General features: G+C 73.2%; 21 protein-coding genes and 1 pseudogene. 14 read left to right on the top strand and 8 right to left on the bottom strand.

Features of this window, described 5'->3' with window-relative positions; genetic code table 11:
- The first annotated feature begins 35 nt into the window (after window positions 1–35).
- Together ACPPVO_RS56650 and ACPPVO_RS56645 are read left to right on the top strand one after the other, a co-directional pair.
- Window positions 36–416: a WecB/TagA/CpsF family glycosyltransferase gene (locus ACPPVO_RS56650; RefSeq protein WP_426508003.1), complete on the top strand. Its 381-nt coding sequence runs from the start codon at window positions 36–38 to the stop codon at window positions 414–416.
- Window positions 417–483: 67 nt separating this feature from the next.
- On the top strand, window positions 484–1,224 hold the full coding sequence (locus tag ACPPVO_RS56645) for a WecB/TagA/CpsF family glycosyltransferase (RefSeq protein WP_426514891.1): 741 nt from the start codon (window positions 484–486) through the stop codon (window positions 1,222–1,224).
- A gap of 335 nt (window positions 1,225–1,559) precedes the next feature.
- On the opposite strand, the gene ACPPVO_RS56640 is transcribed toward ACPPVO_RS56645, so the two are convergent.
- Genes ACPPVO_RS56640 through mfd form a run of 3 tightly spaced genes read right to left on the bottom strand, consistent with a single transcriptional unit; the run spans window position 1,560 to window position 6,906 of the window.
- Complete coding sequence (locus ACPPVO_RS56640; protein ID WP_426508001.1) at window positions 1,560–2,576, bottom strand: MazG family protein; 1,017 nt, start codon at window positions 2,574–2,576, stop codon at window positions 1,560–1,562.
- 5 nt (window positions 2,577–2,581) lie between these two features.
- Window positions 2,582–3,286, bottom strand: a complete 705-nt coding sequence (locus ACPPVO_RS56635; RefSeq protein ID WP_426508000.1) for a hypothetical protein — start codon at window positions 3,284–3,286, stop codon at window positions 2,582–2,584.
- A 14-nt stretch (window positions 3,287–3,300) separates the two neighbouring features.
- On the bottom strand, window positions 3,301–6,906 hold the full coding sequence (gene mfd / locus ACPPVO_RS56630) for a transcription-repair coupling factor (protein WP_426507998.1): 3,606 nt from the start codon (window positions 6,904–6,906) through the stop codon (window positions 3,301–3,303).
- 233 nt (window positions 6,907–7,139) lie between these two features.
- Here mfd and ppc point away from each other — a divergent pair, with 233 nt between their 5' ends.
- From ppc to ACPPVO_RS56605, 5 genes and pseudogenes are all read left to right on the top strand, one after another.
- A complete protein-coding gene (gene ppc / locus ACPPVO_RS56625) occupies window positions 7,140–9,950 on the top strand; it encodes a phosphoenolpyruvate carboxylase (protein ID WP_426507996.1) in 2,811 nt (936 codons plus the stop codon).
- A gap of 126 nt (window positions 9,951–10,076) precedes the next feature.
- Complete coding sequence (gene cysC / locus ACPPVO_RS56620; RefSeq protein ID WP_426507995.1) at window positions 10,077–11,579, top strand: adenylyl-sulfate kinase; 1,503 nt, start codon at window positions 10,077–10,079, stop codon at window positions 11,577–11,579.
- Between the two features lie 86 nt (window positions 11,580–11,665).
- The gene (locus ACPPVO_RS56615; RefSeq protein WP_426507993.1) at window positions 11,666–12,469 is read left to right on the top strand and encodes a Wzz/FepE/Etk N-terminal domain-containing protein; all 804 of its coding nucleotides are present in this window, start codon (window positions 11,666–11,668) and stop codon (window positions 12,467–12,469) included.
- A gap of 177 nt (window positions 12,470–12,646) precedes the next feature.
- Window positions 12,647–12,943 (top strand): annotated as a pseudogene (locus ACPPVO_RS56610) (sulfotransferase domain-containing protein); the annotation flags it as partial.
- Between the two features lie 211 nt (window positions 12,944–13,154).
- Window positions 13,155–14,465, top strand: a complete 1,311-nt coding sequence (locus ACPPVO_RS56605) for a glycoside hydrolase family 26 protein (protein ID WP_426514953.1) — start codon at window positions 13,155–13,157, stop codon at window positions 14,463–14,465.
- Here ACPPVO_RS56605 and ACPPVO_RS56600 read toward each other — a convergent pair.
- Window positions 14,435–15,223, bottom strand: coding sequence for a patatin-like phospholipase family protein (locus ACPPVO_RS56600; protein ID WP_426507992.1), 789 nt, complete (start codon window positions 15,221–15,223; stop codon window positions 14,435–14,437). The genes ACPPVO_RS56605 and ACPPVO_RS56600 overlap by 31 nt on opposite strands.
- Window positions 15,109–16,110: an EamA family transporter gene (locus tag ACPPVO_RS56595; protein WP_426507990.1), complete on the bottom strand. Its 1,002-nt coding sequence runs from the start codon at window positions 16,108–16,110 to the stop codon at window positions 15,109–15,111. The genes ACPPVO_RS56600 and ACPPVO_RS56595 overlap by 115 nt, the downstream gene beginning before the upstream one ends.
- Window positions 16,111–16,224: 114 nt before the next feature.
- On the opposite strand from ACPPVO_RS56595, the gene ACPPVO_RS56590 reads away from it, so the two are divergent.
- From ACPPVO_RS56590 to ACPPVO_RS56570, 5 genes are all read left to right on the top strand, one after another.
- Window positions 16,225–17,613 carry a PLP-dependent aminotransferase family protein gene (locus tag ACPPVO_RS56590; protein ID WP_426507989.1) on the top strand — a complete coding sequence of 463 codons (1,389 nt, stop codon included), beginning with the start codon at window positions 16,225–16,227 and terminating at the stop codon, window positions 17,611–17,613.
- 33 nt (window positions 17,614–17,646) lie between these two features.
- Window positions 17,647–19,260, top strand: a complete 1,614-nt coding sequence (locus ACPPVO_RS56585; RefSeq protein WP_426507988.1) for a DUF885 domain-containing protein — start codon at window positions 17,647–17,649, stop codon at window positions 19,258–19,260.
- Window positions 19,261–19,466: 206 nt separating this feature from the next.
- The gene (gene eno, locus ACPPVO_RS56580) at window positions 19,467–20,744 is read left to right on the top strand and encodes a phosphopyruvate hydratase (RefSeq protein ID WP_426507987.1); all 1,278 of its coding nucleotides are present in this window, start codon (window positions 19,467–19,469) and stop codon (window positions 20,742–20,744) included.
- 249 nt (window positions 20,745–20,993) lie between these two features.
- Entirely contained in the window at window positions 20,994–21,428 is a 435-nt protein-coding gene (locus tag ACPPVO_RS56575) for an FtsB family cell division protein (protein WP_426507985.1), read from the top strand.
- Window positions 21,425–21,940, top strand: coding sequence for a DUF501 domain-containing protein (locus tag ACPPVO_RS56570; protein WP_360374461.1), 516 nt, complete (start codon window positions 21,425–21,427; stop codon window positions 21,938–21,940). The genes ACPPVO_RS56575 and ACPPVO_RS56570 overlap by 4 nt, the downstream gene beginning before the upstream one ends.
- Here the strand turns inward: ACPPVO_RS56570 and ACPPVO_RS56565 are convergent.
- Complete coding sequence (locus ACPPVO_RS56565; RefSeq protein ID WP_426507984.1) at window positions 21,917–22,867, bottom strand: phosphotransferase; 951 nt, start codon at window positions 22,865–22,867, stop codon at window positions 21,917–21,919. The genes ACPPVO_RS56570 and ACPPVO_RS56565 overlap by 24 nt on opposite strands.
- Before the next feature lie 76 nt (window positions 22,868–22,943).
- Window positions 22,944–23,402, bottom strand: a complete 459-nt coding sequence (locus tag ACPPVO_RS56560; RefSeq protein WP_426507982.1) for a cellulose binding domain-containing protein — start codon at window positions 23,400–23,402, stop codon at window positions 22,944–22,946.
- Window positions 23,403–23,455: 53 nt separating this feature from the next.
- Between ACPPVO_RS56560 and ACPPVO_RS56555 the strand changes: the two genes are divergently transcribed.
- Window positions 23,456–23,959, top strand: coding sequence for an amino-acid N-acetyltransferase (locus ACPPVO_RS56555; protein ID WP_426507980.1), 504 nt, complete (start codon window positions 23,456–23,458; stop codon window positions 23,957–23,959).
- Between the two features lie 18 nt (window positions 23,960–23,977).
- On the top strand, window positions 23,978–24,874 hold the full coding sequence (locus ACPPVO_RS56550) for an exopolyphosphatase (RefSeq protein WP_426514890.1): 897 nt from the start codon (window positions 23,978–23,980) through the stop codon (window positions 24,872–24,874).
- Between the two features lie 61 nt (window positions 24,875–24,935).
- On the opposite strand, the gene ACPPVO_RS56545 is transcribed toward ACPPVO_RS56550, so the two are convergent.
- The gene (locus ACPPVO_RS56545; RefSeq protein WP_360374453.1) at window positions 24,936–25,358 is read right to left on the bottom strand and encodes a hypothetical protein; all 423 of its coding nucleotides are present in this window, start codon (window positions 25,356–25,358) and stop codon (window positions 24,936–24,938) included.
- Between the last annotated feature and the right edge of the window lie 10 nt (window positions 25,359–25,368).

Genomic DNA, 25,368 nt, shown 5'->3' with positions numbered 1-25,368 from the left:
GAACGATGCTGCGCAGCTACTCCCACACCCGTCGAGTGCCTGTCGGCGGGCTGCCCATCGACCCTCTGACCCAGGCCGAGGTCGTCGCTCGAGTGCTGGGCGCCCTGGAACGGGGCCGCGGCGGCTGGATCGTGACGCCGAACGTCGACATCCTGCGGCAGGTGGCGCGCGACGCGGCCTTGCGCGCGCAGCTCAGCGCGGCCGACCTGGTGGTGGCGGACGGTGCGCCGCTCGTGTGGGCCGCGCGCCTCGCGGGCCGCGCGTTGCCGGCGCGGGTGGCCGGCTCGGACCTGATCTGGTCCTTGTCGCGGGGCCTGGCCGAGCACGGCGGCAGCGTGTTCGTGCTGGGCGGCACCCCGGCCGAGGCCGACCCGCCCCCCGCCCGGAGGCGAGCTCTCCCACCGCGACGGCACTGACGGCGCGGCCGCGCGCCCGCCGGGCGGATTCACCCACCGCGACGGCGCAGATCGTGCGGCCGCGCGCCTGGGGGGCGGGTTCACCCAGCGCCACGGCGCGGCCGCACACCTGGCGGACGGGTTCACCCAGCGCGACGGCGCTCACGGCGCGGCCGCGCGCCCGGCGGGCGGGTTCACCCAGCGCGACGGCGCTCATGGTGCGGCCGCGCGCCTGGGGGGCGGGTTCACCCAGCGCGACGGCGCTCACGGCGCGGCCGCACACCTGGCGGGCGGGCGCACCCACCTCGACGGCGCCCACCGCGCGGCCGCACGCCTGGCGGAGGACTGCCCCGGCCTGCGCATCGCCGGCGCGTACTGTCCGCCGTTCGGGTTCGATCGCGACCCGCGACTGTTATGGGCCGTCTGCGCGAGAGTCATCAAGGCTCAACCGCAGATGGTGTACGTCGGGATCGGCTTCCCCCGGCAAGAGCACCTGATCGCGTCACTGCGGGAGGCGCTGCCCGCGACGTGGTTCCTCGGCTGCGGCGCCGCCGTCAACTTCGTGGCCGGCGACATCCAGCGAGCCCGGCCGGCGTTGCAGAAGGCCGGCCTCGAATGGCTGGACCGACTGGCCCGGGAACCGCAAAGGCTGGCTCGGCGGTACCTGCGGGAAGACGCCCCGTTCGCCGCCGCGCTACTGGCCCGATCCCTCCATCACCGTCTGACCCCCGTAGGCCCGCGCACCGAGCGTGAACTACCTGAGGGCGTGCGCAACCTGAGGGCGTGCGCTGCCTGGGGGCGTGAGTCTCGGAAGGCCCGAATGCCCTGAGGCCGCGAGCGCCCTGAGGCCGCGAGCGCCCTGAGGCCGCGAGCGCCCTGAGGGCCGTGATGTCCCGGGCGGCCTGAACCCCTTGAGGACGCGAACTCTCTGCAGGCGCGAGCTACCTGAAAAACAGCTACCCGAATACAGCTACCCGAAAACGGCTGCCTGCTGAAAACAGCTACCTGAAATGCCCAGAGGGAGAGCGCGAAACCACTGCCCAAACTGCGACATCCCCCACGTGGCCCGAGGCGAATTCCACCGCGGTGGCGGGCCGTCCTATTTACCCCTCTAGCTTAACCGATCCGTCCTAATCGACCTTGCGACAAGGATTCGCTCGGTAATCAGGCCGTCTCAACCGTGCGTACCGAATTCATATAGTGCAAGGCCGCTTGACGCAGGGCGGCCTCGGCGTCCTCTTCCGAGGTTGCCACCGCCTCGAACAGGCGGGCGCCCAGGGTCGACGGTGGGGGGAGGGGCACGTCCAGGCCCGCGCGCGCCACCCGTTGCAGGAGCTTGGCCGCCAGGGCCAGGGCCGGCTGGGAGAGGGCCACGCCGTCCATGACCGAGCCCCGGGACTTCTCGGCCTTCTTGATCTGCTCCCAGTTGGCGATGATCTCGTCCAGGCCGCCCACCTCGGTGTCCGCGAACACGTGCGGGTTGCGGCGGATCAGCTTGGCCACGAGGTCGCCGGCCACGTCGTCGATCGTGAAGTCCGACGTCTCCTCGGCCAGGCGGGCGTGCAGGACCACCTGCAGCAGCACGTCGCCCAGCTCCTCGCGCACGGCGTCCGCGTCCTCGTCGCGGATGGCGTCGTAGAGCTCGTAGGACTCCTCGAGCAGGAACGGGGCCAGCGAGGCGTGGGTCTGGGCGCGTTTCCAGGGGTCGCCCGCCTGCGGGTGCATGAGCCGGTCCATCACGGTCACCACGTCGAGCAGCCGCGCGCCGGCCGGGTCCCACGAGCCGTACACCAGCTCGAGGGTGGCCCGCCCGGGCTCGCGGGCCAGGCGCAGACCCAGTTCGCGGGCCAGATCCTCGTCGCCGTCGGGAGCGGCCAGCCAGACCACGGTGCCGTGCGCGTCCAGGGCCGCAAGCAGCGAGTCCAGAACCGAAGGACGCGGCGAAGCCGAGACCGGAGCAAGCGGCGAATCCAGCAGCGGCAACGGCGAGCCAGAGGCCGAGGCCGAGGGAGGAGACGGGAGAACGGTGACCTCAGCGCCCGCGGCGCGCAGGGCGGCGGTCTGCGCAGACTCCGCCGCCGTCAGCACCGGGTGCGCGCGCACCAGGTCCCAGGCCTGCGCGGTCAGCACCCCCGCCGGCAGACGAGGTGACGTCACCAGCAGGATCACGCTGCCCGACACCGCCGTCAGCCCTCCTCGAAAAGTACTCCGTCCCCGTCCGGGAACCCTACGTCAAGGTGCCGCCCGTCGAGGACGACGGGCAGGACCACCGGGCCGTACCGCGGGTTCACCGACACGTCCGCGCCCTCCATCGCCGCGGCGAGCCGGCGGCGCGCGCCGAAGAGCGGGGCCAGGTTGACCTGGGTCTTGAAGCGGTACACGGCGGCGTCGTAGTCGGCGTCGGGGTCGGCCGCGCCCGCGTCGTAGAGCAGGTCCGCCTCGTCGTCGGTGAGCGGGCGGGCCTGCTCGGCGGCGGCCACGGACTGCAGGCCGGTGAGGTAGTCGGCCCACAGCACCACGTACGGGTCGGCCGGTGGCATGCCGAAGGTCTCCGCGATCGTGTCGGCCGGCGCCGCGCGCTCGCTCAGGCCGCGCTCGGCGATGACGCGATGGCCCAGGTCGGCCAGCACGATCAGGGACACGACCTCGGTGCCGGTGGTGCGCACGATCGGCGGCGGGAGGGTGCCCGGGTCCGTGGCGCGGGCCCGGGCGAACGCGGCGAGGCGCCGGTCGGCCTCGGCGTTGACGCCCTGCACGATCGCGTCGACCTCGGCCGTGGTCACCCTGCGGTCGCCGAGGTACGCGGCCACGTCCGGCTGCGAGCGGCAGGCGGTCAGGGCAGAGCCGGCCAGCAGTACGGCGACCAGCCCGGCGAGGCGACGAACACGCATAGTGCAGGAGCTTCTCACGCAGTGCCGGCCGCGGGCCGGAGCGACGCGGGTTCGCCCAGGACCGTTTTGAGCAGTTCCGCCGCCCACTCCAGCAGCTGCGTGTCGCGCATCGGCTCGCCGCCGACGCGCCGGGTCGAGGGCCGGGGCAGCGAGACCGTGTCGGCCGCCGTCTTGTACACCGACTCCGGGTAGAGCCGCTTGAGCCGCATCTGCTTGGAGTCGGGCAGCGGCAGCGGGCCGAACCGCACGTGCTTGCCCTGCAGCGACACGTCCGTGAGCCCGTAGGCGCGGGCCAGGAACCGGAAGCGCGCGACGGCCAGGAGGTTCGCGACGGGCAGCGGCGGCTCACCGTAGCGGTCGCGCATCTCCGCCACGATCTCGTCGAGCGCCGTGTCGTCCTTGGCCCCGGCGATCTTGCGGTAGATCTCCAGGCGGAGCCGCTCGGCCCCGATGTACTCCAGCGGCAGGTGGGCGTCGACCGGCAGGTCGATCTTGACGTCGGGCTCCTCCTCCTCGGGCCGCTCGCCCTTGAACTGCTGCACCGCCTCGCCGACCATCCGCACGTAGAGGTCGAAGCCCACGCCCTCGATGTGCCCGGACTGCTCGCCGCCGAGCAGGTTGCCCGCGCCGCGGATCTCGAGGTCCTTCATCGCCACGTACATGCCCGCGCCGAGCTCCGTGTGCTGCGCGATGGTGGCGAGCCGCTCGTGCGCGTGCTCGGTCAGCGGCTTTTCGGGCGGGTAGAGGAAGTAGGCGTAGGCGCGCTCGCGGCCCCGGCCCACCCGGCCGCGGATCTGGTGCAGCTGGGCGAGGCCGAGCAGGTCGGCGCGCTCGACGATCAGGGTGTTGGCGTTGGGGATGTCGATGCCGCTCTCCACGATCGTGGTGCAGACCAGGACGTCGTACTCCTTCTCCCAGAACCCCACCATGATCTTCTCGAGGGCCTCCTCGCCCATCTGGCCGTGCGCGACCGCGACCCGCGCCTCGGGCACCAGCTCCCGCAGCCGCCGCGCCGCCCGCTCGATCGACTCGACCCGGTTGTGCAGGTAGAAGACCTGCCCGTCGCGCAGTAGCTCGCGGTGGATGGCCGCGGAGACCTGCTTGTCGTCCTGGGCGCCGACGAACGTGAGCACCGGGTGGCGCTCCTCCGGCGGGGTGGCGATCGTGGACATCTCGCGGATGCCGGTGATCGCCATCTCCAGGGTGCGCGGGATCGGCGTGGCCGACATGGTCAGCACGTCGACGGAGGCGCGCAGCTGCTTGAGGAACTCCTTGTGCTCAACGCCGAAGCGCTGCTCCTCGTCGACGATCACGAGGCCGAGCTGCTTGAACCGGGTCGCGGTCTGCAGCAGCCGGTGGGTGCCGATGACGATGTCGACGGTGCCGTCGGTGACCTTCTCCATGGTCAGCTTCGTCTCGGTCGGCGTCTGGAACCGCGACAGCTGCCGCACCTCGACCGGGAACTGCGCGACCCGGTCCGAGAACGTGTTGAAGTGCTGCTGGGCCAGCAGCGTGGTCGGCACGAGCACGGCGACCTGCTTGCCGTCCTGCACCGCCTTGAACGCCGCCCGCACCGCGATCTCGGTCTTGCCGTAGCCGACGTCGCCGCAGATGAGCCGGTCCATCGGTACCGGCTTCTCCATGTCGCCCTTGACCTCCTCGATCGCGGCGAGCTGGTCGGGGGTCTCGTGGTAGGGGAACGCGTCCTCGAGCTCGCGCTGCCACGGCGTGTCGGGCCCGAACGCGTGGCCCTGCGAGTTCTGCCTTACCGCATAGAGCTGGATGAGCTGCGCGGCGATCTCCCGCACCGCCTTGCGCGCCCGCGACTTGGCCTTCTGCCACTCCGAGCCGCCCATCTTGTGCAGCGTGGGCGCCTCGCCGCCGACGTAGCGGGAGAGCTGGTCGAGCTGGTCGGTCGGCACGAAGAGCCGGTCGCCGGGCTGGCCGCGCTTGGACGGCGCGTACTCGATGACGAGGTACTCCCGGTCGGCCCCGTTCACCGTGCGCTGGACCATCTCCACGTAGCGGCCGATGCCGTGCTGCTCGTGCACCACGAAGTCGCCGGCGCGCAGCTCCAGCGGGTCGATCTGGTTGCGCCGCCGGCTGGGCATCTTGCGCATGTCCTTGGTGGACGCGCCCCGGCCGCCGGAGATGTCGGTGCCGGTGATCACCGCGAGCTTGGCGTCGGCGTCGAGGAAGCCGAGCTCGAGCGAGCCCGTGGTCACCGTGACCAGCCCGGCCGCGGGCTCGGCCGCGATCCCCTCCCAGGCGAGGGAGACCCCGAGGTCGGAGCCGCGCAGCACCTCGGCCGCGCGCTGGGCCGGCCCGGAGCCCTCGAAGACGATCGCGACCCGCCAGCCGTCGCCGGTCAGCCGCTTGAGGTCGTCGACGACCCGGGAGGTCTCCCCGTGGTAGAGCGGCACGGCCTGCGCGGCGAGGGTGATCGAGACGGCGTCGTCGGAGACGGTGGTGACCGGCGCCGGCTCCTCCCAGGGCTCGACCGGCCGCGCCGAGTCGGGCGTGGCGGCGAACGGGCTGAGCGACCACCAGGGCTGCCCGAGCGAGGCGGCCGCCGTGCGGACGTCGCCCAGGTGGCGGAAGGCCGCCGCGCCGAGGTCGATCGGGGCCTTGCCGCCGACCGCCGCCGCGGCCCAGCTGGCCTCCAGGAACTCGTCGCTGGTGCGGACCAGGTCGTGGGCGCGGGTGCGGATGCGCTCCGGGTCGCACAGCAGCACGTGGGTGCCCGCGGGCATGCAGTGCAGCACGAGCTCGAGCGCCCCGGTGTCGCCGAGCAGGGCCGGGGCCAGCGACTCCATGCCCTCGACGGGGATGCCTCCGGCGAGCTTGTCGAGCATCTCGGCCAGCTGCGGGTGGTCGGTGGACAGGGCCGCGGCCCGGGCCCGCACCTCGTCGGTGAGCAGCAGCTCCCGGCACGGCGGGGCCCACAGCCGGTCGGCCTTCTCGATGGTGCGCTGGTCGGCGACGGCGAAGGAGCGGATCTCCTCGACCTCGTCGCCCCAGAACTCCACCCGCAGCGGGTGCTCCTCGGTCGGCGGGAAGACGTCGAGGATGCCGCCGCGCACGGCGAACTCGCCGCGCTTGGTGACCAGGTCGACGCGCGCATAGGCCAGCTCGGCCAGCCGCACCGTGAGCGCGTCGAGGTCGGCCGATCCGCCCGGGTGCAGCTCGATCGGCTCCAGGTCGCCCAGCCCCTTGAGCTGCGGCTGGAGCACCGAGCGGACCGGTGCGACAACGACCCGGGGCCGGGGCGCCTCCGCGGTCGGGTGGGCCAGCCGGCGCAGCACCGACAGCCGCCGCCCGACCGTGTCGGAGCGCGGGGAGAGCCGCTCGTGCGGCAGCGTCTCCCAGGCCGGGTAGACGGCGACCGCGTCCGGCTCCAGCAGGCAGGCCAGGGCCGCGGCGAGGTCCTCGGCCTCCCGGCCGGTCGCGGTGACGGCCAGCAGCGGGCGCTCGGCGGCGATCGTGGCGGCGAGGAACGCGCGCACGGCCGGCGGCCCGGTCAGGTCGACCTGGTCGGTGTGCCCGGCGCGGGCGAGGTCACGCGCCCGGGCGAGAGCGGGGTCGGCGAGGGCGGCGGCGGTGAGACCGGCGAGCTTCATGGTGATTTGCACCCAATGTCTCAGAAAAGGACCAACAGCTGCACGGCAAAGAGCCCCGCGCCCAGATGCGGGCGGGGGTGGTCGATGCGGGTTCAAGCGTATCCGGAGGGTATGACAGAAACCGAGACATGGCTCACCGGAACGCCACGGGCCGCGGACGGAGCCGATACGATGCCGAAGAAATCGGACAGCGCCGTCCCCCGCCCGAGCTGACCGCAACTTGGAGGGGACACATGTCCGACGACGCCGCTGACGCCGCTCTGCGCGCCGATATCCGCCGGCTCGGCTCGCTGCTCGGCCAGAGCCTCGTGCGCCAGGACGGCCAGCAGCTCCTCGACCTCGTCGAGGAGGTGCGCGCGCTGGTGCGCTCCGACCCGGAGGCGGCCGCCGAGCGGCTGCACGGGCTCGACGTGGTCACCGGCACCCAGCTGGCGCGGGCCTTCTCGACGTACTTCCACCTCGCCAACATCACCGAGCAGGTCCACCGCTCGCGCGAGCTGCGCCGGATCCGCGTCCGCGAGGGCGGCTGGCTCGAGCGCGCCGCGAAGCTCATCGCCGACCGCGGCGTGGGCGTGCGCGAGATCGGCCAGATCGCCTCGAAGCTCGCCGTGCGCCCGGTCTTCACCGCGCACCCGACCGAGGCCTCCCGCCGCTCGGTGCTGACCAAGCTGCGTGCCGTCGGCGACGAGCTCGACGCCGAGGCCGTGGCCACCGCGCTGGACGGCTCGCTGGAGCCGGACAAGACCCGCACCGCGCGCACCGACCGGCGCCTGGCCGAGCTGCTCGACCTGCTGTGGCAGACCGACGAGCTGCGCCTGGAGCGGCCGGAGCCCAGCGACGAGGCCCGCAACGCGGTGTACTACCTCGCCGACCTGGCCGAGGGCGCGGCCCCGCAGGTGCTCGACGACCTCTACGAGACGCTGCGCGACCTCGGGGTACAGCTGCCGCCGACCGCCCGCCCGCTCACCTTCGGCTCGTGGATCGGCGGCGACCGCGACGGCAACCCGTTCGTCACCCCGGCGGTGACCCGCGACGTGCTGCTCATCCAGCACGAGTACGGCATCCGGATGGCTGAGGGCGTCATCGACACGCTCATCGACGAGGTCTCGGTCTCCAAGCGGCTGCGCGGCGTCTCGCTGGACCTCTCCGCGAGCCTCGCGGCCGACCTCGACAACCTCCCCGAGCTGCCGGCCCGCTACCGCCGGGTCAACATGGAGGAGTCGTACCGCCTCAAGCTGCGCTGCATCCGCCTGAAGCTCGAGCACACCCGGCAGCGCCTGGCCACGGGCACGCCGCACAAGCCCGGACGCGACTACCTCGGCACGGGCGGGCTCATCGCCGACCTCGAGCTCATGCGCGCGTCGCTGGCCCGCAACGGCGGCCAGCTCGCCGCGACCGGCAAGCTCGCCTCGGCGATCCGCACCCTCTCGGCGTTCGGGCTGCAGCTGGCCACGCTGGACGTGCGCGAGCACGCCGACGCCCACCACGAGGTGCTGGCCCAGCTGTACCGCCGCGTCGGCGAGGTCGACTACGCCTCGCTGTCCCGCGACTCCCGCCGCCAGCTGCTCGTCGACGAGCTCAACGGCCGCCGCCCGCTGGCCACCCGCGACACCGGGCTGACCGACTCGGCGCGCAAGACGTTCGACGTGTTCGCCGCGATCCGCGAGGTGCAGGAGCGCTTCGGGCCGGAGGTCGTGGAGACGTACATCATCTCGATGACCCAGGGCATCGACGACGTCCTCGCCGCCGTGGTCCTGGCCCGCGAGTGGGGCCTGGTCGAGGTGAGCGCCGGGGCCGGCTTCGGCGGCGCCTCGATCGAGTCGGCCCGGGCCCGCGTCGGCTTCGCCCCGCTGCTGGAGCAGGCCCGCGAGCTGGAGATGGCCGGGGAGATGCTCGACGAGCTGCTGTCGATCCCGGTGTACCGCGCGATCGTGCGCGCCCGCGGCGACGTGCAGGAGGTCATGCTCGGCTACAGCGACTCCAACAAGGACGCCGGCATCACGACCTCGCAGTGGATGATCCACAAGGCCCAGCGGCAGCTGCGCGACGTCGCGGCCCGCCACGGGGTGCGCCTGCGGCTGTTCCACGGCCGGGGCGGCACCGTCGGGCGCGGCGGCGGCCCGACCCACGAGGCGATCCTGGCCCAGCCGTGGGGCACGCTGGACGGCGCGATCAAGGTGACCGAGCAGGGCGAGGTCATCTCGGACAAGTACACGCTGCCCTCCCTGGCCCGCGAGAACCTCGAGCTGACGCTGGCCGCGGTGCTGCAGAGCGCGCTGCTGCACACCGAGCCCCGCCAGCCCGCCGACGCGCTGGCCCGCTGGGACTCGGCGATGGAGACCGTGTCCTCCGCCGCCTTCGCCGAGTACCGGGCGCTGGTGGAGAACCCGGACCTGCCGGCGTACTTCTGGGCGGCCACCCCGACCGAGCTGCTGGGCGCGCTGAACATCGGCTCGCGGCCGGCCAAGCGCCCCAACGCCGACGCGGGCCTGTCCGGCCTGCGGGCCATCCCGTGGGTGTTCGGCTGGACGCAGTCGCGCCAGATCGTGCCGGGCTGGTTCGGCGTGGGCCGCGGCCTCAAGGCGGCCCGCGAGGCCGGCCTCGGCGACGTGCTGCGCGAGATGCACGAGAAGTGGCACTTCTTCGCCACGTTCCTGTCCAATGTGGAGATGATGCTGGTCAAGACCGACCTGGAGATCGCCTCCCGGTACGTCGACACGCTCGTGCCCGCCCCGCTGCGCCCGATCTTCGAGGTGATCAGCGCCGAGTACGAGCAGACGGTCGCCGAGGTGCTGGCGATCACCGGCGAGCCGAAGCTGCTCGACCGCCAGCCGGTCCTGCAGCGCACGCTCGGGGTCCGCGACAGCTACCTCCAGCCGCTGCACCACCTGCAGGTGACGCTGCTGGGGCAGTACCGCGACAGCAAGTCGGCCGACAGCGGCAACTGGCCCACCGGCCGCCGCTCGTCGCCCGACCCGGCCCTGGAGCGCGCGCTGCTCACCACGATCAACGGCATCGCGGCGGGCATGCGCAACACCGGCTGAGCCCCGGAGTCGCTTCTATGGCAGGCTTGCGAGGTGTCTGTGAACGGCTGGGGTGTCGATGGGTCGGGCCCGGATGGTTCGGACCCAGATGGTTCGGGCCCGAATAGTTGGACCCTGCCGGATGACGTGCTGCGCGACGCGCCGACCTACACGCCGAAACCGTCCGAGCTCGCCGACCTGGAGCTGCTGGTGTCGGGGGCGTACGCGCCCCTGACCGGGTTCCTCGGCTCGGCGGACCTCATCGCGCTGCGCCGCGCCGGCCGCCTCGCCGACGGCACTGCCTGGCCCGTGCCGGTCACCCTCGAGCTGCCCCGCGCCGTCGCCGAGCAGCTCGAGGTGGCCGACCCGCGCAAGCGGGTGCTGATCCTCGCCGACCTCGAGGGCGCCCCGGTCGCGGCCCTGGACGCGACCGAGATCTACCCGGCCCGCAAGACCACGGTCGGCGTGGCCGGCCGCGTCCGGCGCCTCGGCGACGGCGGGCACGGGGCGTTCCGGCGGATGCGCCGTACCCCCGCGGAGGTGCGCGGAACCCTCCCGTCCGGCCGGATCCTCGGGGTCATCGCCGACCGGCCGCTGCACCGCCCGCAGCTGGCCCAGATCGCGCGCGCCGCCCGCACCCTGGCCGCGCACCTCGTGGTGCTCGTCCCGATCGACGGCACCGGCCCCGACGGCCTGGCCCCGGAGGCGCTGGTGCGCTGCGTGCTGGCCGCCCGCGACCGCATGCCGGCCTCCACGATCGTGGCCCTGCCGCTGCCCAACCACGACGGCGACGACATCCGCGACGCGATGCTGCGCACCCGGGTCGCGGCCGCCTACGGCGTGACCCACCTGCTGGCCTCCAGCGAGTCGATGCTCTCCGGCGGCGGCCTGCGCGTGCTGGTGCCGCGCGAGCTGGCCTACGACGGCCGCGACGGCCAGTGGCGCTCCCTGGACGACATCCCGCCCCGCCACCGCCGCCTGCCGCTGACCTTCGCCGAGATCGACGACCACCTCGACCGCGGCACCATCCTGCCGGAGTGGCACACCCCGCCGGCCGTGGCCCGCGAGCTGGCCCGGGCCCGCCCGCCCCGCCGCCAGCGCGGCCTCGTCGTCTTCTTCACCGGCCTCTCCGGCAGCGGCAAGTCCACGATGGCCACGGGCCTGGCCGACGTGCTGCTGGAGACCGGCGAGCGCACGATCACGCTGCTGGACGGCGACATCGTCCGCCGCCACCTCTCCGCCGGGCTGGGCTTCAGCGCCGAGGACCGCGACACGAACATCCGCCGCATCGGCTGGGTGGCCGCGGAGACGGCCCGCCACGGCGGCGTGGCCATCTGCTGCCCGATCGCGCCGTACCGCGACGCCCGCGCGGCCGCGCGGCAGTTCGCGCACAACACGGGTGCGGGCTTCGTGCTGGTCCACGTCGCGACCCCGCTGGCCGAGTGCGAGCGGCGGGACCGCAAGGGCCTCTACGCCAAGGCGCGGGCCGGGATCATCAAGGGCATGACGGGCATCGACGACCCGTACGAGGAGCCCCTCGACGCCGAGCTCAAGATCGACACGACGAACCTGTCCCAGGGCGAGGCCGTGACGACGGTCCTGCGGTACCTCGGCAGCAACGGCTGGCTCGACCCGCGCCCGATTCCGTAGGGTGACCCGGGCGAAACGCCCATTACGAACACAGCGGTCACGGCGTTAGAGGCTGGAGAACCTGACGCCGAAGGGGCCGCCGCTCAATGGACGCCAACCGCCTGCACTCCGCCGAAGCCGCAACCGACCCTTCCGGCGTCGATCTGCTCGGCATGGCCCGGCGCCATTGGTGGCTGGTGCTGGTGTTTGTCCTGGTCGGGCTGGCCGGTGCGATGCAGTTCACATCGATGCAGACCAAGGTGTTCGAGTCGGCCACGTCCGTGCTCGTCTCGCCGATCGGCAACGGGCAGGATGCGAACTCGACAAGCGGGCGCACCAAGGGCGACATCAACCTCGACAACGAGGCCCAGCTCGTCGCCAGCACCACGGTCGCCACCGACGCCGCGGCCCTCATGCGCTCCACCACGCCGCCCGACACGCTCGCCGCCCGGGTGCGCGTCGAGGTGCCGCCGAACACGACCTTCCTCGTGATCACGTTCTCGGCGAGCACCGCGGAGCAGGCCCAGGCCGGCTCGCACGCGTTCGCCGAGGCGTACCTGCGCAACCGCGAGGAGTCGGCCAAGGCCGACGTCGCCGGCCGCATCGCGATCCTCAACGACAAGATCAACCAGCTCAACACCGGGCTGACGCAGATCAACAACAAGCTCGCCACGCTCAAGCAGACCGACCCCAACCGGCCCAACCTCGAGAGCCAGCGCAGCACCGCCACCGCGCAGATCAACACCCTCGCCGGCCAGCTCAACCAGCTGCTCACCACGACCGGCGCCGCGGTCATGTCCGGCTTCGCGGCGATGCTCTGGTACAACGCCCTGGTCACCCCGCTGGCCCTGACGTTCCTGGCGTACGCCGTCCTGTGGCGCAACCAGCAGAGGGGTTTCAGCCAGCCATGAGTCCGATGAAGACCGCGCCCGCCGCGCTGCAGGCCGACGACGAAGAGCTGCGCGCCCAGTACATCGACGAAGTGCTGGCCCTGCTGTACCCGGGCCGTGGCGAGCGGCCCGTGGAGTACCTCGTCATCCCCAACGCGCGCAAGCCCCGGCTGCGGCCAGCTCACCGCCGGGCGGCGGATGCTGCCGCAGTTCCTCATCTGCGGCGGGCAGCGCTGCGGCACCACCTCGCTCTACCGGGCACTGGCCGCGCACCCCGCGGTCATCAAGGCGGTCCTGCACAAGGGCGTGCACTACTTCGACGTCGGCTACCACCACGGGCTGCGCTGGTACCACGGCCACTTCCCGCTGCAGCGGCGGGCCGAGCGGGTGCGCGCCGAGTTCGGCGTGCCCGCGCAGACGTTCGAGTCCAGCCCGTACTACATGTACCACCCGCACGCGCTGACCCGGATCGCCGCCGACCTGCCCGGCGTGCGCCTGGTCGTGCTCGTGCGCGACCCGGTCGAGCGCGCGTACTCCCAGCACGCCCACGAGGTCGCCCGCGGCTTCGAGCCCGAGGTCGAGTTCGGCCGCGCCCTGGAGCTGGAGCAGGAGCGGCTCGCGGGCGAGCGCGACAAGCTGCTCGCCGACCCGCTCGCGACGAGCGCCTCGCCGACTTCCTGGGACATCGGCCGAGCTGGATGCGGAAGTGACCAGCACGCTGGAACGCCCGGCGACCGAGTCACCGGGCGGGATGCTGCGCGGCGCGGCCCGCGGCGGGATCGCCAACCTGGCCGGCACGGTCTGCACCGGGCTGGCCGGCGTCGGGGTCACCTGGCTCGCCGCGCGGGCGCTCGACCCCCACGCGGCGGGCGCGTTCTTCGCGGCCACGGCGACGTTCGGCCTCGGCGTGACCGTGGCCAAGCGCGGGGTACAGACGTCGCTGGTGTATTGGCCGGCCCGGATGCGCGCGGTCGGCGACCTGTCCCGCTTCGGCGAGTGCCTGCGCGTGGCGATGCTGCCGGTGGCGGTCGCCGCGGTGTGCCTGGCGGCCGGGCTGTGGTTCGCCGCCGACCTGCTGCCGGGCCGGCCCGACCTGGCCCGGGCGCTGGCGCTGTTCCTGCCCGCGGCCGCGTTCACCGACGTGCTGCCCGGTCGGGCCGCCGGAACAGGGCTCGTACCTCGGCGCGTGGGTGCGGCCCGGCAGCCTGACCGAGTCCGGCCGGGTCGTGGCGATGACCGCCTGGGAGAAGACGCTCGGGCGCAAGATGGCGATCGTCAACACGTACCGCCCTTCGACGAGGACTTCAACACCGACTCCGACCGCCGCTTCGCGGCCCGCGGCAGCACGATGATGCAGTCGTGGGCCGGCGGCGACAACCGGCTCATCACGATGGGCCGCTACGACGACCTCATCCGGCAGCGGGCCCGCGAGCTCAAGGCGTTCGGCCACCCGGTGCTGCTGCGGTACCGCTGGGAGATGGACCGCCCCAACCTGCGCGCCCAGATGTGGTCGGGCGCGGACTACATCGCCGCGTGGAAGTACGTGCGCAACATCTTCACCCAGGAGCGCGCGACGAACGCCTCGTGGGTGTGGTACCCGACGGCCGAGGGCTTCCAGAACGGCACCGCGGCGAGCTTCTACCCCGGCGACGACCAGGTCGACTGGACCTGCGTGGACGTGTACGCGGGCACGAAGTACGGCACCATCGGCGCCTTCATGCGCCCGTTCCTCGAGTTCTGCGCCCAGCACCCGAGCAAGCCGGTGATGATCGGCGAGTTCGGCATCGCCCGCAGCCGGGGCAGCGCCCAGCGGGCCGCGTGGCTGCAGGACGCCTCGGCCACGTTCAAGGCGAACCCGCAGATCCGCGCGGTGCTCTACTTCGAGTCCGACCCGACGGAGAACAAGGGCCCGACGAACCAGTACATGGTCTCGGACGACCCGGACGTGCTCAGTGCCTTCCGCTCCTCGCTCGCCCAGGACGCGTACTACAAGCCGATGACCGCCTCGCGGCCCTGACGCTCGGCCGCGGCCAGCACGGGGATCCAGCGCCCGGCGTCGAAGACGTTGCCGCCGATCGCCGCCGTCGCCGCGTCGTCGGGCTCGATGAGCGTGAACGCCGGGTCGAGCGCCTCGCGCTGCAGCAGCGGCATGCGGGGCGCGAGCACGTAGACCCGGTCGTAGCCGGCGGCCAGGTCGGCGTTGGTCCGCGAGCGCACGCCGCCGTCCATGAAGCGCGAGCCGTCGACGGGGACGGGCGGGAAGATGCACGGCACCGCGCAGCTGGCGGCCACGGCGGGCACCAGCGGTACACCCGAATCGGCATCCCAGGCGACGGGCTCTCCGGTGGCGGCGTCCACCGCGGTGACGGTGAGCCGGTCGGGCCACTGCTCGATCGGCAGCCGCCGCCCGAACGCGGCCAGCCAGGGGCCGGGCGGCCCGACCTCGGCCTCCAGCGCGATCGCGCCGATCCGCCGGCGCATCTCGGCCGGCTCCAGCGAGGCGTCCTGCAGCAGCTGGAACGCGACGGCGCCGCGGTTCCAGTCGGCGACGATCGGCGGGTCGCCGGGGCCGAGCGGGGCCTCGATCGCCGCGGCGGTGCGCGGGTCGCCGAACGCGGCGACCAGGGCCCCGGTCATGGCCCCGGCGGAGGTGCCGAGGATCAGGTCGGCGCGGCCGAGGTCGATGCCCCGGTCGTGCAGGCCGATGAGGATGCCGAGTTGCCAGGCGACGCCGGTGATGCCGCCGGCGCCGAGGACGAGCGCGGTGCGTTCCATCCATCTTGCTTAACACGCGGCGCTGAACGCCCGTCGCGCGGCGCTGAACGCAGGGACGCCGCCAGGAGGCCGAGCCCCACCAGCAGCACGCCGAGGACCTTCGGCACGCTCGGGAGCGCGCGGTCGACCACGGCCGTGGTGAGCAGGGCGAACACCGGCACGAGGCCGACGAAGACGCCCGCGCGGTCGACGCCGAGCCCGGCGACGCCGGTGTACCAGCACACGAATGCGACAACGGTCAGCACCAGCCCGAGGAACGCCAGCGCGGCCGCCTCCGACGGGTCCGGAAGACGCGGCCGCTCGCCGGCGAAGGGCAACAGCAACAGCAGCAGTGGTACCGCCAGAGCCGTGCTCCAGGCCGAGACGCGCACGGGCCCCAGCCGGGGCAGCAGCGGCGCGGCCAGCAGCGAGAAGGCCGCCTCGCAGCCGAGTACGCCGGCCGCGGCGACGAGCCCGGCGGCGTCGTGCGCGCCGAAGCCGGAGACCAGCGCCGCGCCGCCGACGACCAGGGCCGCGGCCCCGAGCAGGCGCGGGGCGGGGCGGCGGCCCTCCTGCAGCGGGCCGAGCAGCGCCAGCAGCAGCGGGCTGACGCCGACGATGGTGGCGATGACGGCCGGGTCGGCGTGCCGCAGCGCGTACAGCAGCAGGATGTTGAACGCGACCAGCCCGGTCGCCGCGACCAGCGCGAGCCGGACGAGCTCTCGCCCGGTCGGGTGAATCCGTTCCCTCGCGCGCCGGACCAGCGCGAACAGGGCGAGCGCGGCCAGCGCGTAGCGGAGAGCCTGGCCGGTGAGGATCGGATAGCCGACGATCGAGCGGCTCACGACGAATGAGCCGCCGAGAATCGCGCAGGTCAGCACGCAGTAGGCGGAGTGGCGCCGAGTCATGCGCATGAACTTACGAGCGCGAGTGGTACCCGCTACAGTGCCACCGAGCGACGGTTTAGCAGGGCCACTTTCCGCCGATCCGGTGCTTTTGGGCCGGTCGGACGCGGTTTTCGGGTGGAGGTGCTGATCGATTTGTCTGTCTGGGAGGCGCTGGTCGAGCTCGACCGCACCCGGCCGCGGGTCGGTGAACAGCTCGTCGGCGCGCTGCGGGAGGCGATCACGCGCGGCCGCCTCGCCCCGGGGACGCGGCTGCCCTCGACCCGGGACCTCGCCGCCGACCTGGGCGTCTCGCGCGGCCTGGTGGTCGGCGCCTACGAGCAGCTCGCGGCCGAGGGCCGCCTGGTCAGCCGGCGCGGCTCCGGCACCGTGGTGGCCGAGGTGGTCGCGGCCGTGCCCCGCCGCCGCGCCGACGTCCTGGAACGGCGGGCCGCGGTCCCCCCGCTGCGCCCGGGCGTGCCGGACCTCGGCGCCTTCCCGCGCACGGCCTGGCGGCGGGCCTACGAGACGGCCCTGACCAGCGCCCTCGACGCGGACTTCGACTACGGCGACGCGACCGGCGTGCCGCGGCTGCGGGCCGAGCTCGCGGGGTACCTCGGGCGCGTCCGCGCGGCGCTGGTGCCGGCCGACGGGCTGATCGTCACCGCCGGCGTCACCCAGGGCCTGGCGCTGCTGGCCCGGGTGCTGCTGGCCCGGGGCGCCCGCCGCATCGCGCTGGAGGACCCGGGCCCGGCCGCGCTGCGCGAGCACCTGAGCCGGCTCGGCCTCGACGTGGTGGCGGTGCCCGTCGACGCCGACGGCCTCGACGTCGCCGCCCTGGCCCGCACCCGCGTCCGCGCGGTGGTGCTGACCCCGGCGCACCAGTTCCCGACCGGCGTGGTGCTCGCGCCCGGGCGGCGGGCCGAGGTGGTCGCCTGGGCGCGGCGCGTGGACGGGCTGGTGGTAGAGGACGACTACGACGCGGAGTACCGCTACGACCGCGAGCCCGTGGCCTGCCTGCAGGGCCTCGCGCCCGACCGGGTGGCGCTGGTCGGCTCGGTGAGCAAGGTCCTCGCGCCCGGGCTGCGGCTGGGCTGGCTGGCCGCGCCGCCGGAGTGGCTGCCCGAGCTGTGCGCGGCCAAGCACGACGCCGACAACGGCGGCCCCGCCCTGCAGCAGCTCGCCTTCGCGGAGTTCCTGGCCGGCGGCGCGTACGACCGGCACCTGCGCCGCGCCCGCCGCCTGCACCGCGAGCGCCGCGACGCGGTGGTCGCCGCGGTGCGCCGCCACCTGCCCCGCGCGCGGATCGGCGGCATCGCGGCCGGCCTGCACCTGGTCATCGAGCTCCCGCCCGGCGTGGACGACCTGGCCCTCGCGGAGCGCGCGGCCGACGCCGGCCTGGGCCCGCTGGCGCTGTCGACGCTGCGCATGCGCAAGAGCGGCCCGTGCGGGCTGGTGCTGGGCTACGCCGCGCACACGCCGCACGAGCTGGCGGCCGCGGTCCGGAAACTCGCCACGCTGGTGTGAGCGTCCGCGGGGTCCACCCGATACGGTCGGGGCATGTCCCAGCACTTTGTTCCACTCGCCGAGCACATCGCCGACGCGTTGCTCGAGTGTGCGCCCGCGCTGGCCGCCGGCGCCGGGGATCACCGCTTCGACGACCGGCTGCCCGACTACTCCGCCGAGGGGGTGGCCGGCGACGTCGACATGCTGCGCGACGCCTCCGCCGCGCTGAGCCAGATCGACGTCGACGAGCTCGACGGGCAGGATCGGGTCGACCACGCGGTGCTGCTGGCCCGGGTGGAGCGGATGCTGTTCGAGCGCACCGAGATCCGCGAGCACGAGTGGAACCCGCTCGTGCACAACCCCGGCGGCCTGCTGCACGGCCTGATCTCGCGGCCCTTCGCCCCGGCCGAGGAGCGGCTGATGTCCATCGCCGCCCGGCTGAGCGCGGTCCCCGACGCCCTGGCGACCGCCCGCGAGGTGCTCGGCGACTCGCCCCGCGTGCACGTCGAGACCGCGATCGGGCAGTTCGCGGGCACGGCCCGGCTGGTGCGCGAGGAGCTCGGCGAGCTGCTCAAGGAAGAGCCGGGCCTGGCCGAGGTGATCGCGCCGTCCCAGGAGCGGGCCGCGGCCGAGCTCGACGGGTTCGCCGAGTGGCTGCGCGGGCGCCTGGACTCTTCCGACCGCGACCCGCGCCTGGGCCGGCGGCTGTGGGAGGCGCGCCTCTGGCACACGCTGGACACCGAGCTGGGCGCCCGGGCGGTGCTCGAGCGGGCCGAGGCCAACCTCGACCGGGTGAGCGCGGAGCTCTCGGCGGTGGCGGCCGAGCTGACCGGCGGCGCGCCGGGCCCCGACACCGTGCGCGAGGCCCTGGGCCGGGCCGCCGCCGACGGGCCGGACAACGACACCATCGTCGAGCTGGCCAAGGTGTCCCTGGACGAGGCGACCGCCTTCGTGCGCAACCACGACCTGGTCACCCTGATCGACGACCCGCTGGTGATCATGGAGATGCCCGAGTTCGCCCGCGGGGTGGCCGTGGCCTACTGCGACCCGCCGGGCCTGCTGGAGCCCGCGGAGCTGCCGACGTTCTTCTGCATCTCCCCGACGCCCGCGGACTGGTCCGAGGAGCGGGTGGCGTCGTTCTACCGCGAGTACAACAGCCACATGCTGCGCGACCTGACCGTCCACGAGGCGACGCCGGGCCACTTCCTGCAGCTGGCCCACGCCCGCCGCTTCCGGGGCCGGACCCGCGCGCGGGCCATCGGCTGGAGCGGCCCGTTCGTCGAGGGCTGGGCCGTCTACGCCGAGGAGTTCATGGCCGACCGCGGCTTCGGCGGCCCGGCGGTCCGCCTGCAGCAGCTGAAGATGCAGCTGCGGATGAGCATCAACGCGATAATCGACCAGCGCGTGCACTGCGACGGCATGACCGAGGCCGAGGCGATGGCCCTCATGATGGATCGCGGCTTCCAGGAGGAGGGCGAGGCGGCCGGCAAGTGGCGGCGCGCCCTGCTGAGCTCGACGCAGCTGTCGACCTACTTCGTGGGTTACACCGAGATCCGGCAGATCGCGGATGAACGCCCGGCGAACGTCACCCTCCGCGACTGGCACGACCGGATGCTCGCCCACGGCTCCCCGCCCCCGCGCCACCTGCGCACGCTCCTGGATCTCTGACGGACCCGGAGGGCTGTGGTGCGGTCTCCGCCGGCCGCGCGCACAGCCCTCCCGGCCCCTTCCCCACGGACGGTGACCGGCGTGCGGGAGGGGGTTTGGGTGGAGCGGAGCTCCCCCAATGGGAACCGGGGGTAGAGCGCGCGAGATACTGCTCTTGCCGCACCGTGGCGGCCGACCAATCTTTTTCGGCAAGGAGTGACACGACAGTGGCCACTATCGAAGCAATCGGCGCGCGGGAGATCCTCGACTCGCGGGGCAACCCGACGGTCGAGGTCGAGGTCGTCCTCGACGACGGCACCCTGGCCCGGGCGGCGGTCCCCTCGGGCGCCTCCACCGGCGCGTTCGAGGCCAACGAGCTGCGCGACGGCGACAGCAAGCGCTACCTCGGCAAGGGCGTCGAGAAGGCCGTCGAGAACGTCAACGAGCGCATCGCCGAGGCCGTGCGCGGCTTCGACGCCACCGAGCAGCGCCTCGTCGACCAGGCGATGCTCGACCTCGACGGCACGCCGGAGAAGTCCGAGCTGGGCGCCAACGCCATCCTCGGCGTCTCGCTCGCCGTGGCCAAGGCCGCGGCCGACTCGGCCGGCCTGAGCCTGTTCAAGTACCTCGGCGGCCCGAACGCGCACCTGCTGCCGGTGCCGATGATGAACATCCTCAACGGTGGCTCCCACGCCGACTCCAACGTCGACGTGCAGGAGTTCATGATCGCGCCGATCGGCGCCCCGACCTTCCGCGAGGCCCTGCGCACCGGCGCCGAGGTCTACCACACGCTCAAGTCGGTGCTGAAGAAGAAGGGCCTGTCGACCGGCCTCGGCGACGAGGGCGGCTTCGCGCCGAACCTGCCGACCAACGCGGCCGCGCTCGACCTGATCGCCGAGGCCGTCGAGAAGGCCGGCTACTCGCTGGGCAGCGACATCGTGCTCGCGCTCGACGTGGCCGCGACCGAGTTCTTCAAGGACGGCGCGTACGGCTTCGAGGGCGCCAGCAAGTCGTCCGCCGAGATGATCGCGTACTACACGCAGCTCGTCGACGCCTACCCGATCGTGTCCATCGAGGACCCGCTGTCGGAGGAGGACTGGGACGGCTGGAAGGCGATGACCGACTCGCTCGGCTCGCGCATCCAGATCGTCGGCGACGACCTGTTCGTCACCAACCCGCAGCGCATCGCCCGGGGCATCGCCACCGACACGGCCAACGCGGTCCTGGTCAAGGTCAACCAGATCGGCTCGCTCACCGAGACGCTCGACGCCGTGGACCTCGCGCACCGCGCGGGCTTCCGCACGATGATGAGCCACCGCTCGGGCGAGACCGAGGACACCACCATCGCCGACCTCGCCGTCGCCGTGGGCAGCGGCCAGATCAAGACCGGCGCGCCGGCCCGCTCCGAGCGGGTCGCGAAGTACAACCAGCTGCTGCGCATCGAGGACGAGCTCGACGACGCGGCGCGCTACGCCGGCCGTGGCGCCTTCCCGCGCTACCGTTAAACATTTGTTGAGTGCGTGGGTGCGGTCCGCGAAGGCCGCGCCCACGACGAACCCGGCTCCCTGCCCGTAACGGCGACCGAAGTGTGGCAGGGGGTGTGGGTGGGCGGAGCCCTCCACCGGGGAGGGAGCGAAGCGACCGCGAAGGGCAGGGGTGGAATGCAGCAGCGCACCAGGCCCGGCGGGCGTTCGACTCCGCGCAGCCCGAACCGGACCAATGCGCAGCGGGCCGGGCGGGCGCCCTCCCGCCCCATGGTCGCGCGCCGGGCCGTGGCCACCGGCGGCGCCGCGCTGCGCACCCGGGCCCCCCAGCCGCGCCGGTTCACCAGCCGCGCCGTCGTGCTCAGCCTGGTGCTCCTCGTACTGCTGCTGGCATACGCGTACCCGGTGCGGGTGTACCTGGCCCAGCAGGCCGAGATCGAGGCGATGGAGCAGAGCCAGCAGCGGCAGACCGCCAAGGTCGCCGAGATGCAGGCGCGCGCGAAGAAGTGGGACGACCCCGAGTACGTGATCTCCCAGGCCCGCCAGCGGCTGCACATGGTGCTGCCCGGCGAGAAGCCCTACGTGGTGGTCGACCCGGCCAACAACCAGCAGACCGACCCCGCCGAGCGGCCCGGCGCGCCCAAGCCGCCCCGGCCCTGGTACGGCAAGCTCTGGTCGAGCGTCGAGGCGGCGGACAAGCAGTGAGCGACTACGAGAAGGCCACCGACGAGGACCTCGCGGTGGTCGCGGCGCAGCTCGGCCGCACGCCCCGCGGCACGCGGGCCGTCGCCCACCGCTGCCCGTGCGGGCTGCCCGACGTCGTCGAGACCACCCCGCGGCTGCCCGACGGCACGCCCTTCCCGACGCTGTTCTACCTGACCTGCCCCCGCGCCGTGCACGAGTGCAGCCGGCTCGAGTCGTCGGGCCTGATGCGCGAGATGGGCGCCCGCCTCGCCGCGGACCCCGAGCTCGCCGCGCAGTACCAGCGCGCCCACGAGGACTACCTGCGCCGCCGCGAGACCGTCGGGCACGTCGAGGAAATCGACGGCGTCTCCGCGGGCGGCATGCCCACCCGCGTGAAGTGCCTGCACGTCCACCTCGGCCACGCCCTGGCGGTCGGGCCCGGCGTCAACCCGTTCGGCGACGAGACGCTGCGGAAGGCCGGCGAGTGGTGGGCCCAGGGCCCGTGTGTGTCACTCGATGCTGGTGACGACTGAGCGCAGGATCTCGTAGCCCTCGGCGTCGTCCTGCGTGCCCGTGTGCGGCCGGCGGAAACGGCGCACCTCGACCGCGATGTCCGACAGCGCCCACCGCAGCTGGAACAGCATGATCGTGGACGGGCGGACCAGGACGCCGGTGCCCTCGGCGTAGGCCGCGAAGATCGACCCGTCGCCCGGCTCGATCAGCCACAGGTCCCGCTCCGGCGGGGAGACGAGCACCGTGTCCCAGTCGATGAGCCGCCACCCGGTCGGGGTGCGCATGGTGTTGCCCGAGTGCGGCTCGCCGTGGGTGAGCACCGCCCGCACCGGCTCGGCCCGGCTCTGCAGCACGAGCTCGTCGTAGCGGGCCAGCACCCGCTCCAGCGGGCGGCGGTGCTCCTCGAGCAGGTCGGCGGCGGGCACGGCGTAGGGGCCGCAGGCGGAGTCCTCCGCGGGGCCGCGCAGCGCGGCCTCGACCTCGTCGCGGTGCGGCACCGCGAAGTCGTCGACCCGGGCGTGCCGGCGCGCGATCGGCGGGGCCGTGTGCAGCCGGATGATCATGTCCAGGGTGGCCTGGCGGTGCGCGGGGCCGGTGAACGCGTTCCACTCGAAGCTGGCGCCCTCGACGAACGGGTACACGGCGATCGTGAAGGGCCCCTGGTGCTCGCTCACGGCGCCGTTCAGCGCCGGGACCGGGGCGACCACGAAGGAGTGCCCGGTGGCGTGCAGGTCGGCGGCGACCCGCAGGGAGGCGTCGAGCCGCGTCGCGTCGGCCGGCTCGTCGACGGTCACGAACCAGCGCGCGCCCGCGGTGTCGATGAGCTCCCAGTGGTGGCTGCCGAAGCCGACGGGCCGATAGGCGAGCGACTTGACCGGAATACCCCACTTTCGCAGGAGCACCTCGCCGAGCGTTTCCTCGGGGAGCCCGGCCGGTGGGGTCAGCACCCCAAGACGGTACGTCAGACTTCACCCCGGGGCGGGACCGGAGTCCGTTCACATCCAAACAGTCGGATTTTTGACGTTAGCAGGGTGCCCCATTGACGGAGCAGCTCTTCGGTGGTCCGGCCGGCCCTTTCGCCTCGAACCCCATCCGGATCGCCCCGCCGGCCTCCAGGTAGGTGTTGTACGCCTGGGAGCGCAGCACGAGCCGCCCGGGCAGCTGCTCGGCGGTGGCGCCCCACGTCGAGGTGACGTCGACGTCCTTGGGCAGCTCGAGCTGGACGATCCAGCCCATGAGCGGCTGGCTGCTGATGTTGGTCACGGTGACCTCCGCGTTGAAGCCGTCCTTCCACTTGCTCCGCACCGCATAGGCCGCCTTGATCGTTCCGGGCGCGGCGGTACCGTGAACGCTCGGGCTCTGGTGCGGGGGGCCGCTCGTGCGCGCCACCGGTGTCATGGGCCGCCGTGCGGGCCCGTCCTTGGTCACGTACAGGACCGTCATGGTGACGGCCGCCACCGTCATCAGTGCCGTCGTGACCATCAGCACTCGATCGCGTGTCAGGTGCCACATCCGCGCGCCACTACCCTTGCGCCATGGAGGTAACCGTCCGGCGGGCACGAACCGCCGACGTGCGGGGGATTCGGCGCCTGGTCGCGATGTACGTCGCGGACCGGCGGCTGCTCTCCAAGCCCACCGTCGCGCTGTACGAGGCCGTGCCCGAGTTCTGGGTGGCCGAGCGCACGAGCGACGGCGCGATCGTCGGCTGCGGCGCGCTGCACGTGATGTGGGAGGACCTCGCCGAGGTCCGCACGGTCGCGGTCGACCCGCTCCTGCGCGGGCACAAGATCGGCCACCGGATCGTCGCCGAGCTGCTGCAGGCGGCCCGCGAGATCGGCGTGCGCCGGGTGTTCGTGCTGACCTTCGAGACCCGCTTCTTCGCCTCGTTCGGCTTCGCGCCGATCGACGGCACCCCGGTCACCCACCAGATCTACGAGGAGCTCCTGCGCTCCTACGACGAAGGCGTCGCGGAGTTCCTCGACCTGGAGCGGGTCAAGCCGAACACCCTGGGCAACCACCGGATGCTGCTGCATTTGTAGGCTGCACACGTGAAGCGAGTGGCGGCCATCGACTGCGGTACCAACTCCGTGCGACTGCTGGTCGCGGAGGTCGACTCCGATCTGCGCGACGTGTCGCGGCAGATGCGGATCGTCCGCCTCGGCGAGGGCGTGGACCGGACGGGCCGGCTGTCCCCGGCGGCGATCGAGCGGACCCGGCTCGCGCTCGTCGACTACGCCGCGGACATCGCCGCGGCCGGCGTCGACGCGGCCCGCATGGTGGCCACCAGCGCCTCCCGCGACGCCGAGAACGCCGCCGACTTCCGCGCCATGGTGCTCGACACGCTCGGCTTCGCCCCCGAGGTCATCACCGGCGACGAGGAGGCCCGGCTGTCGTTCACCGGCGCGGTGCGCGGGCTCACCGCCGAGGCCCCGTTCCTGGTGGTCGACATCGGCGGCGGCTCCACCGAGTTCGTGGTGGGGGATCGGGACGTTGACGCGGCCATCAGCGTCGACATCGGCTGCGTGCGGATGACCGAGCGGCACCTGCGCGCCGACCCGCCGACCCCGGAGCAGGTCGCGGCGGCCGAGGAGGACATCGCGGCGGCCGTGGACCGGGCCCTGGCCGCGGTCGACGGCTCCCGGGCGCGCACGCTGGTCGGGCTGGCCGGCTCGGTGACGACGGTGGCCGCGCTGGCGCTGGAGCTGCCGGAGTACGACCCCCGGCGCATTCACCGCGCGCGGATCGCGGCCGCCGACGTGGCCAAGGTGACCGCGGACCTGCTGGGCCGCAGCGCCGCCCAGCGCCTCGAGCACCCGGTCATGCACCCCGGCCGCGCCGACGTGATCGGCGCGGGGGCGCTCATCCTGCGGGTGATCGTCGAGCGGGCCGGATTCGACGCGGTGATCGCCTCCGAGTCGGACATTCTCGACGGAATCGCCCTGTCGCTCGCGTAACTTACTCAGGTTTTGCGTGTCGGATTTGTGTCAGCGCAGCTCAGTAGCCCTGCACGCAGCGTCATCCGGTCCGGCGGACCTCGGCCCTCGACTGCTCGCGGGGCTCCGCGTCGTCGCGGGACCACCACCAGCCGTACGTGAGGACGCCGTCGCTGGGCATCGTCATGATGATCTTCGCGAGGAGGGCGCCCTCGTAGGCGTTGAACACGCCCGGCTCGCTCTGCACGAACCGGGTCACGCCGGGCAGCTCAAGGCAGGTGACGTGCAGTTCCAGCCGGCCGGCCTCGCTCGCGGTGAGGATCGTGTGCTCGACGTGCTGCAGTCCCTTGCTGTCGCTGACCGCCTCGTAGTCAAGTGTTATGGCGTTGCCCCGCACCACCGAGGTCACCTTGATCCGGGCGACGAAGGGTCCGGACTCCAGCCCGTCACCGCGTCCGCGGTAGACCCCGGGCGCCGCGGCGAGCCGTTTCAACAGATCGGTCACGGCGGACACC

This window comes from Dactylosporangium sp. McL0621, from assembly GCF_049995355.1.
GTDB lineage: Bacteria > Actinomycetota > Actinomycetes > Mycobacteriales > Micromonosporaceae > Dactylosporangium.
Note: the sequence above shows the minus strand (reverse complement) of the source record. Positions and strands in the feature narration are given on the sequence as shown.

Excerpts from the sequence above, each read along its gene's own strand:
- mfd (WP_426507998.1), bottom strand. The coding sequence starts at position 6,906 with ATGAAGCTCGCCGGTCTCACCGCCGCCGCCCTCGCCGACCCCGCTCTC.
- ACPPVO_RS56600 (WP_426507992.1), bottom strand. The coding sequence starts at position 15,223 with ATGGAACGCACCGCGCTCGTCCTCGGCGCCGGCGGCATCACCGGCGTC.
- ACPPVO_RS56615 (WP_426507993.1), top strand. The coding sequence starts at position 11,666 with ATGGACGCCAACCGCCTGCACTCCGCCGAAGCCGCAACCGACCCTTCC.
- ppc (WP_426507996.1), top strand. The coding sequence starts at position 7,140 with ATGTCCGACGACGCCGCTGACGCCGCTCTGCGCGCCGATATCCGCCGG.
- ACPPVO_RS56560 (WP_426507982.1), bottom strand. The coding sequence starts at position 23,402 with ATGGTCACGACGGCACTGATGACGGTGGCGGCCGTCACCATGACGGTC.
- ACPPVO_RS56575 (WP_426507985.1), top strand. The coding sequence starts at position 20,994 with ATGGTCGCGCGCCGGGCCGTGGCCACCGGCGGCGCCGCGCTGCGCACC.
- ACPPVO_RS56595 (WP_426507990.1), bottom strand. The coding sequence starts at position 16,110 with ATGACTCGGCGCCACTCCGCCTACTGCGTGCTGACCTGCGCGATTCTC.
- ACPPVO_RS56555 (WP_426507980.1), top strand. The coding sequence starts at position 23,456 with ATGGAGGTAACCGTCCGGCGGGCACGAACCGCCGACGTGCGGGGGATT.
- ACPPVO_RS56585 (WP_426507988.1), top strand. The coding sequence starts at position 17,647 with ATGTCCCAGCACTTTGTTCCACTCGCCGAGCACATCGCCGACGCGTTG.
- ACPPVO_RS56635 (WP_426508000.1), bottom strand. The coding sequence starts at position 3,286 with ATGCGTGTTCGTCGCCTCGCCGGGCTGGTCGCCGTACTGCTGGCCGGC.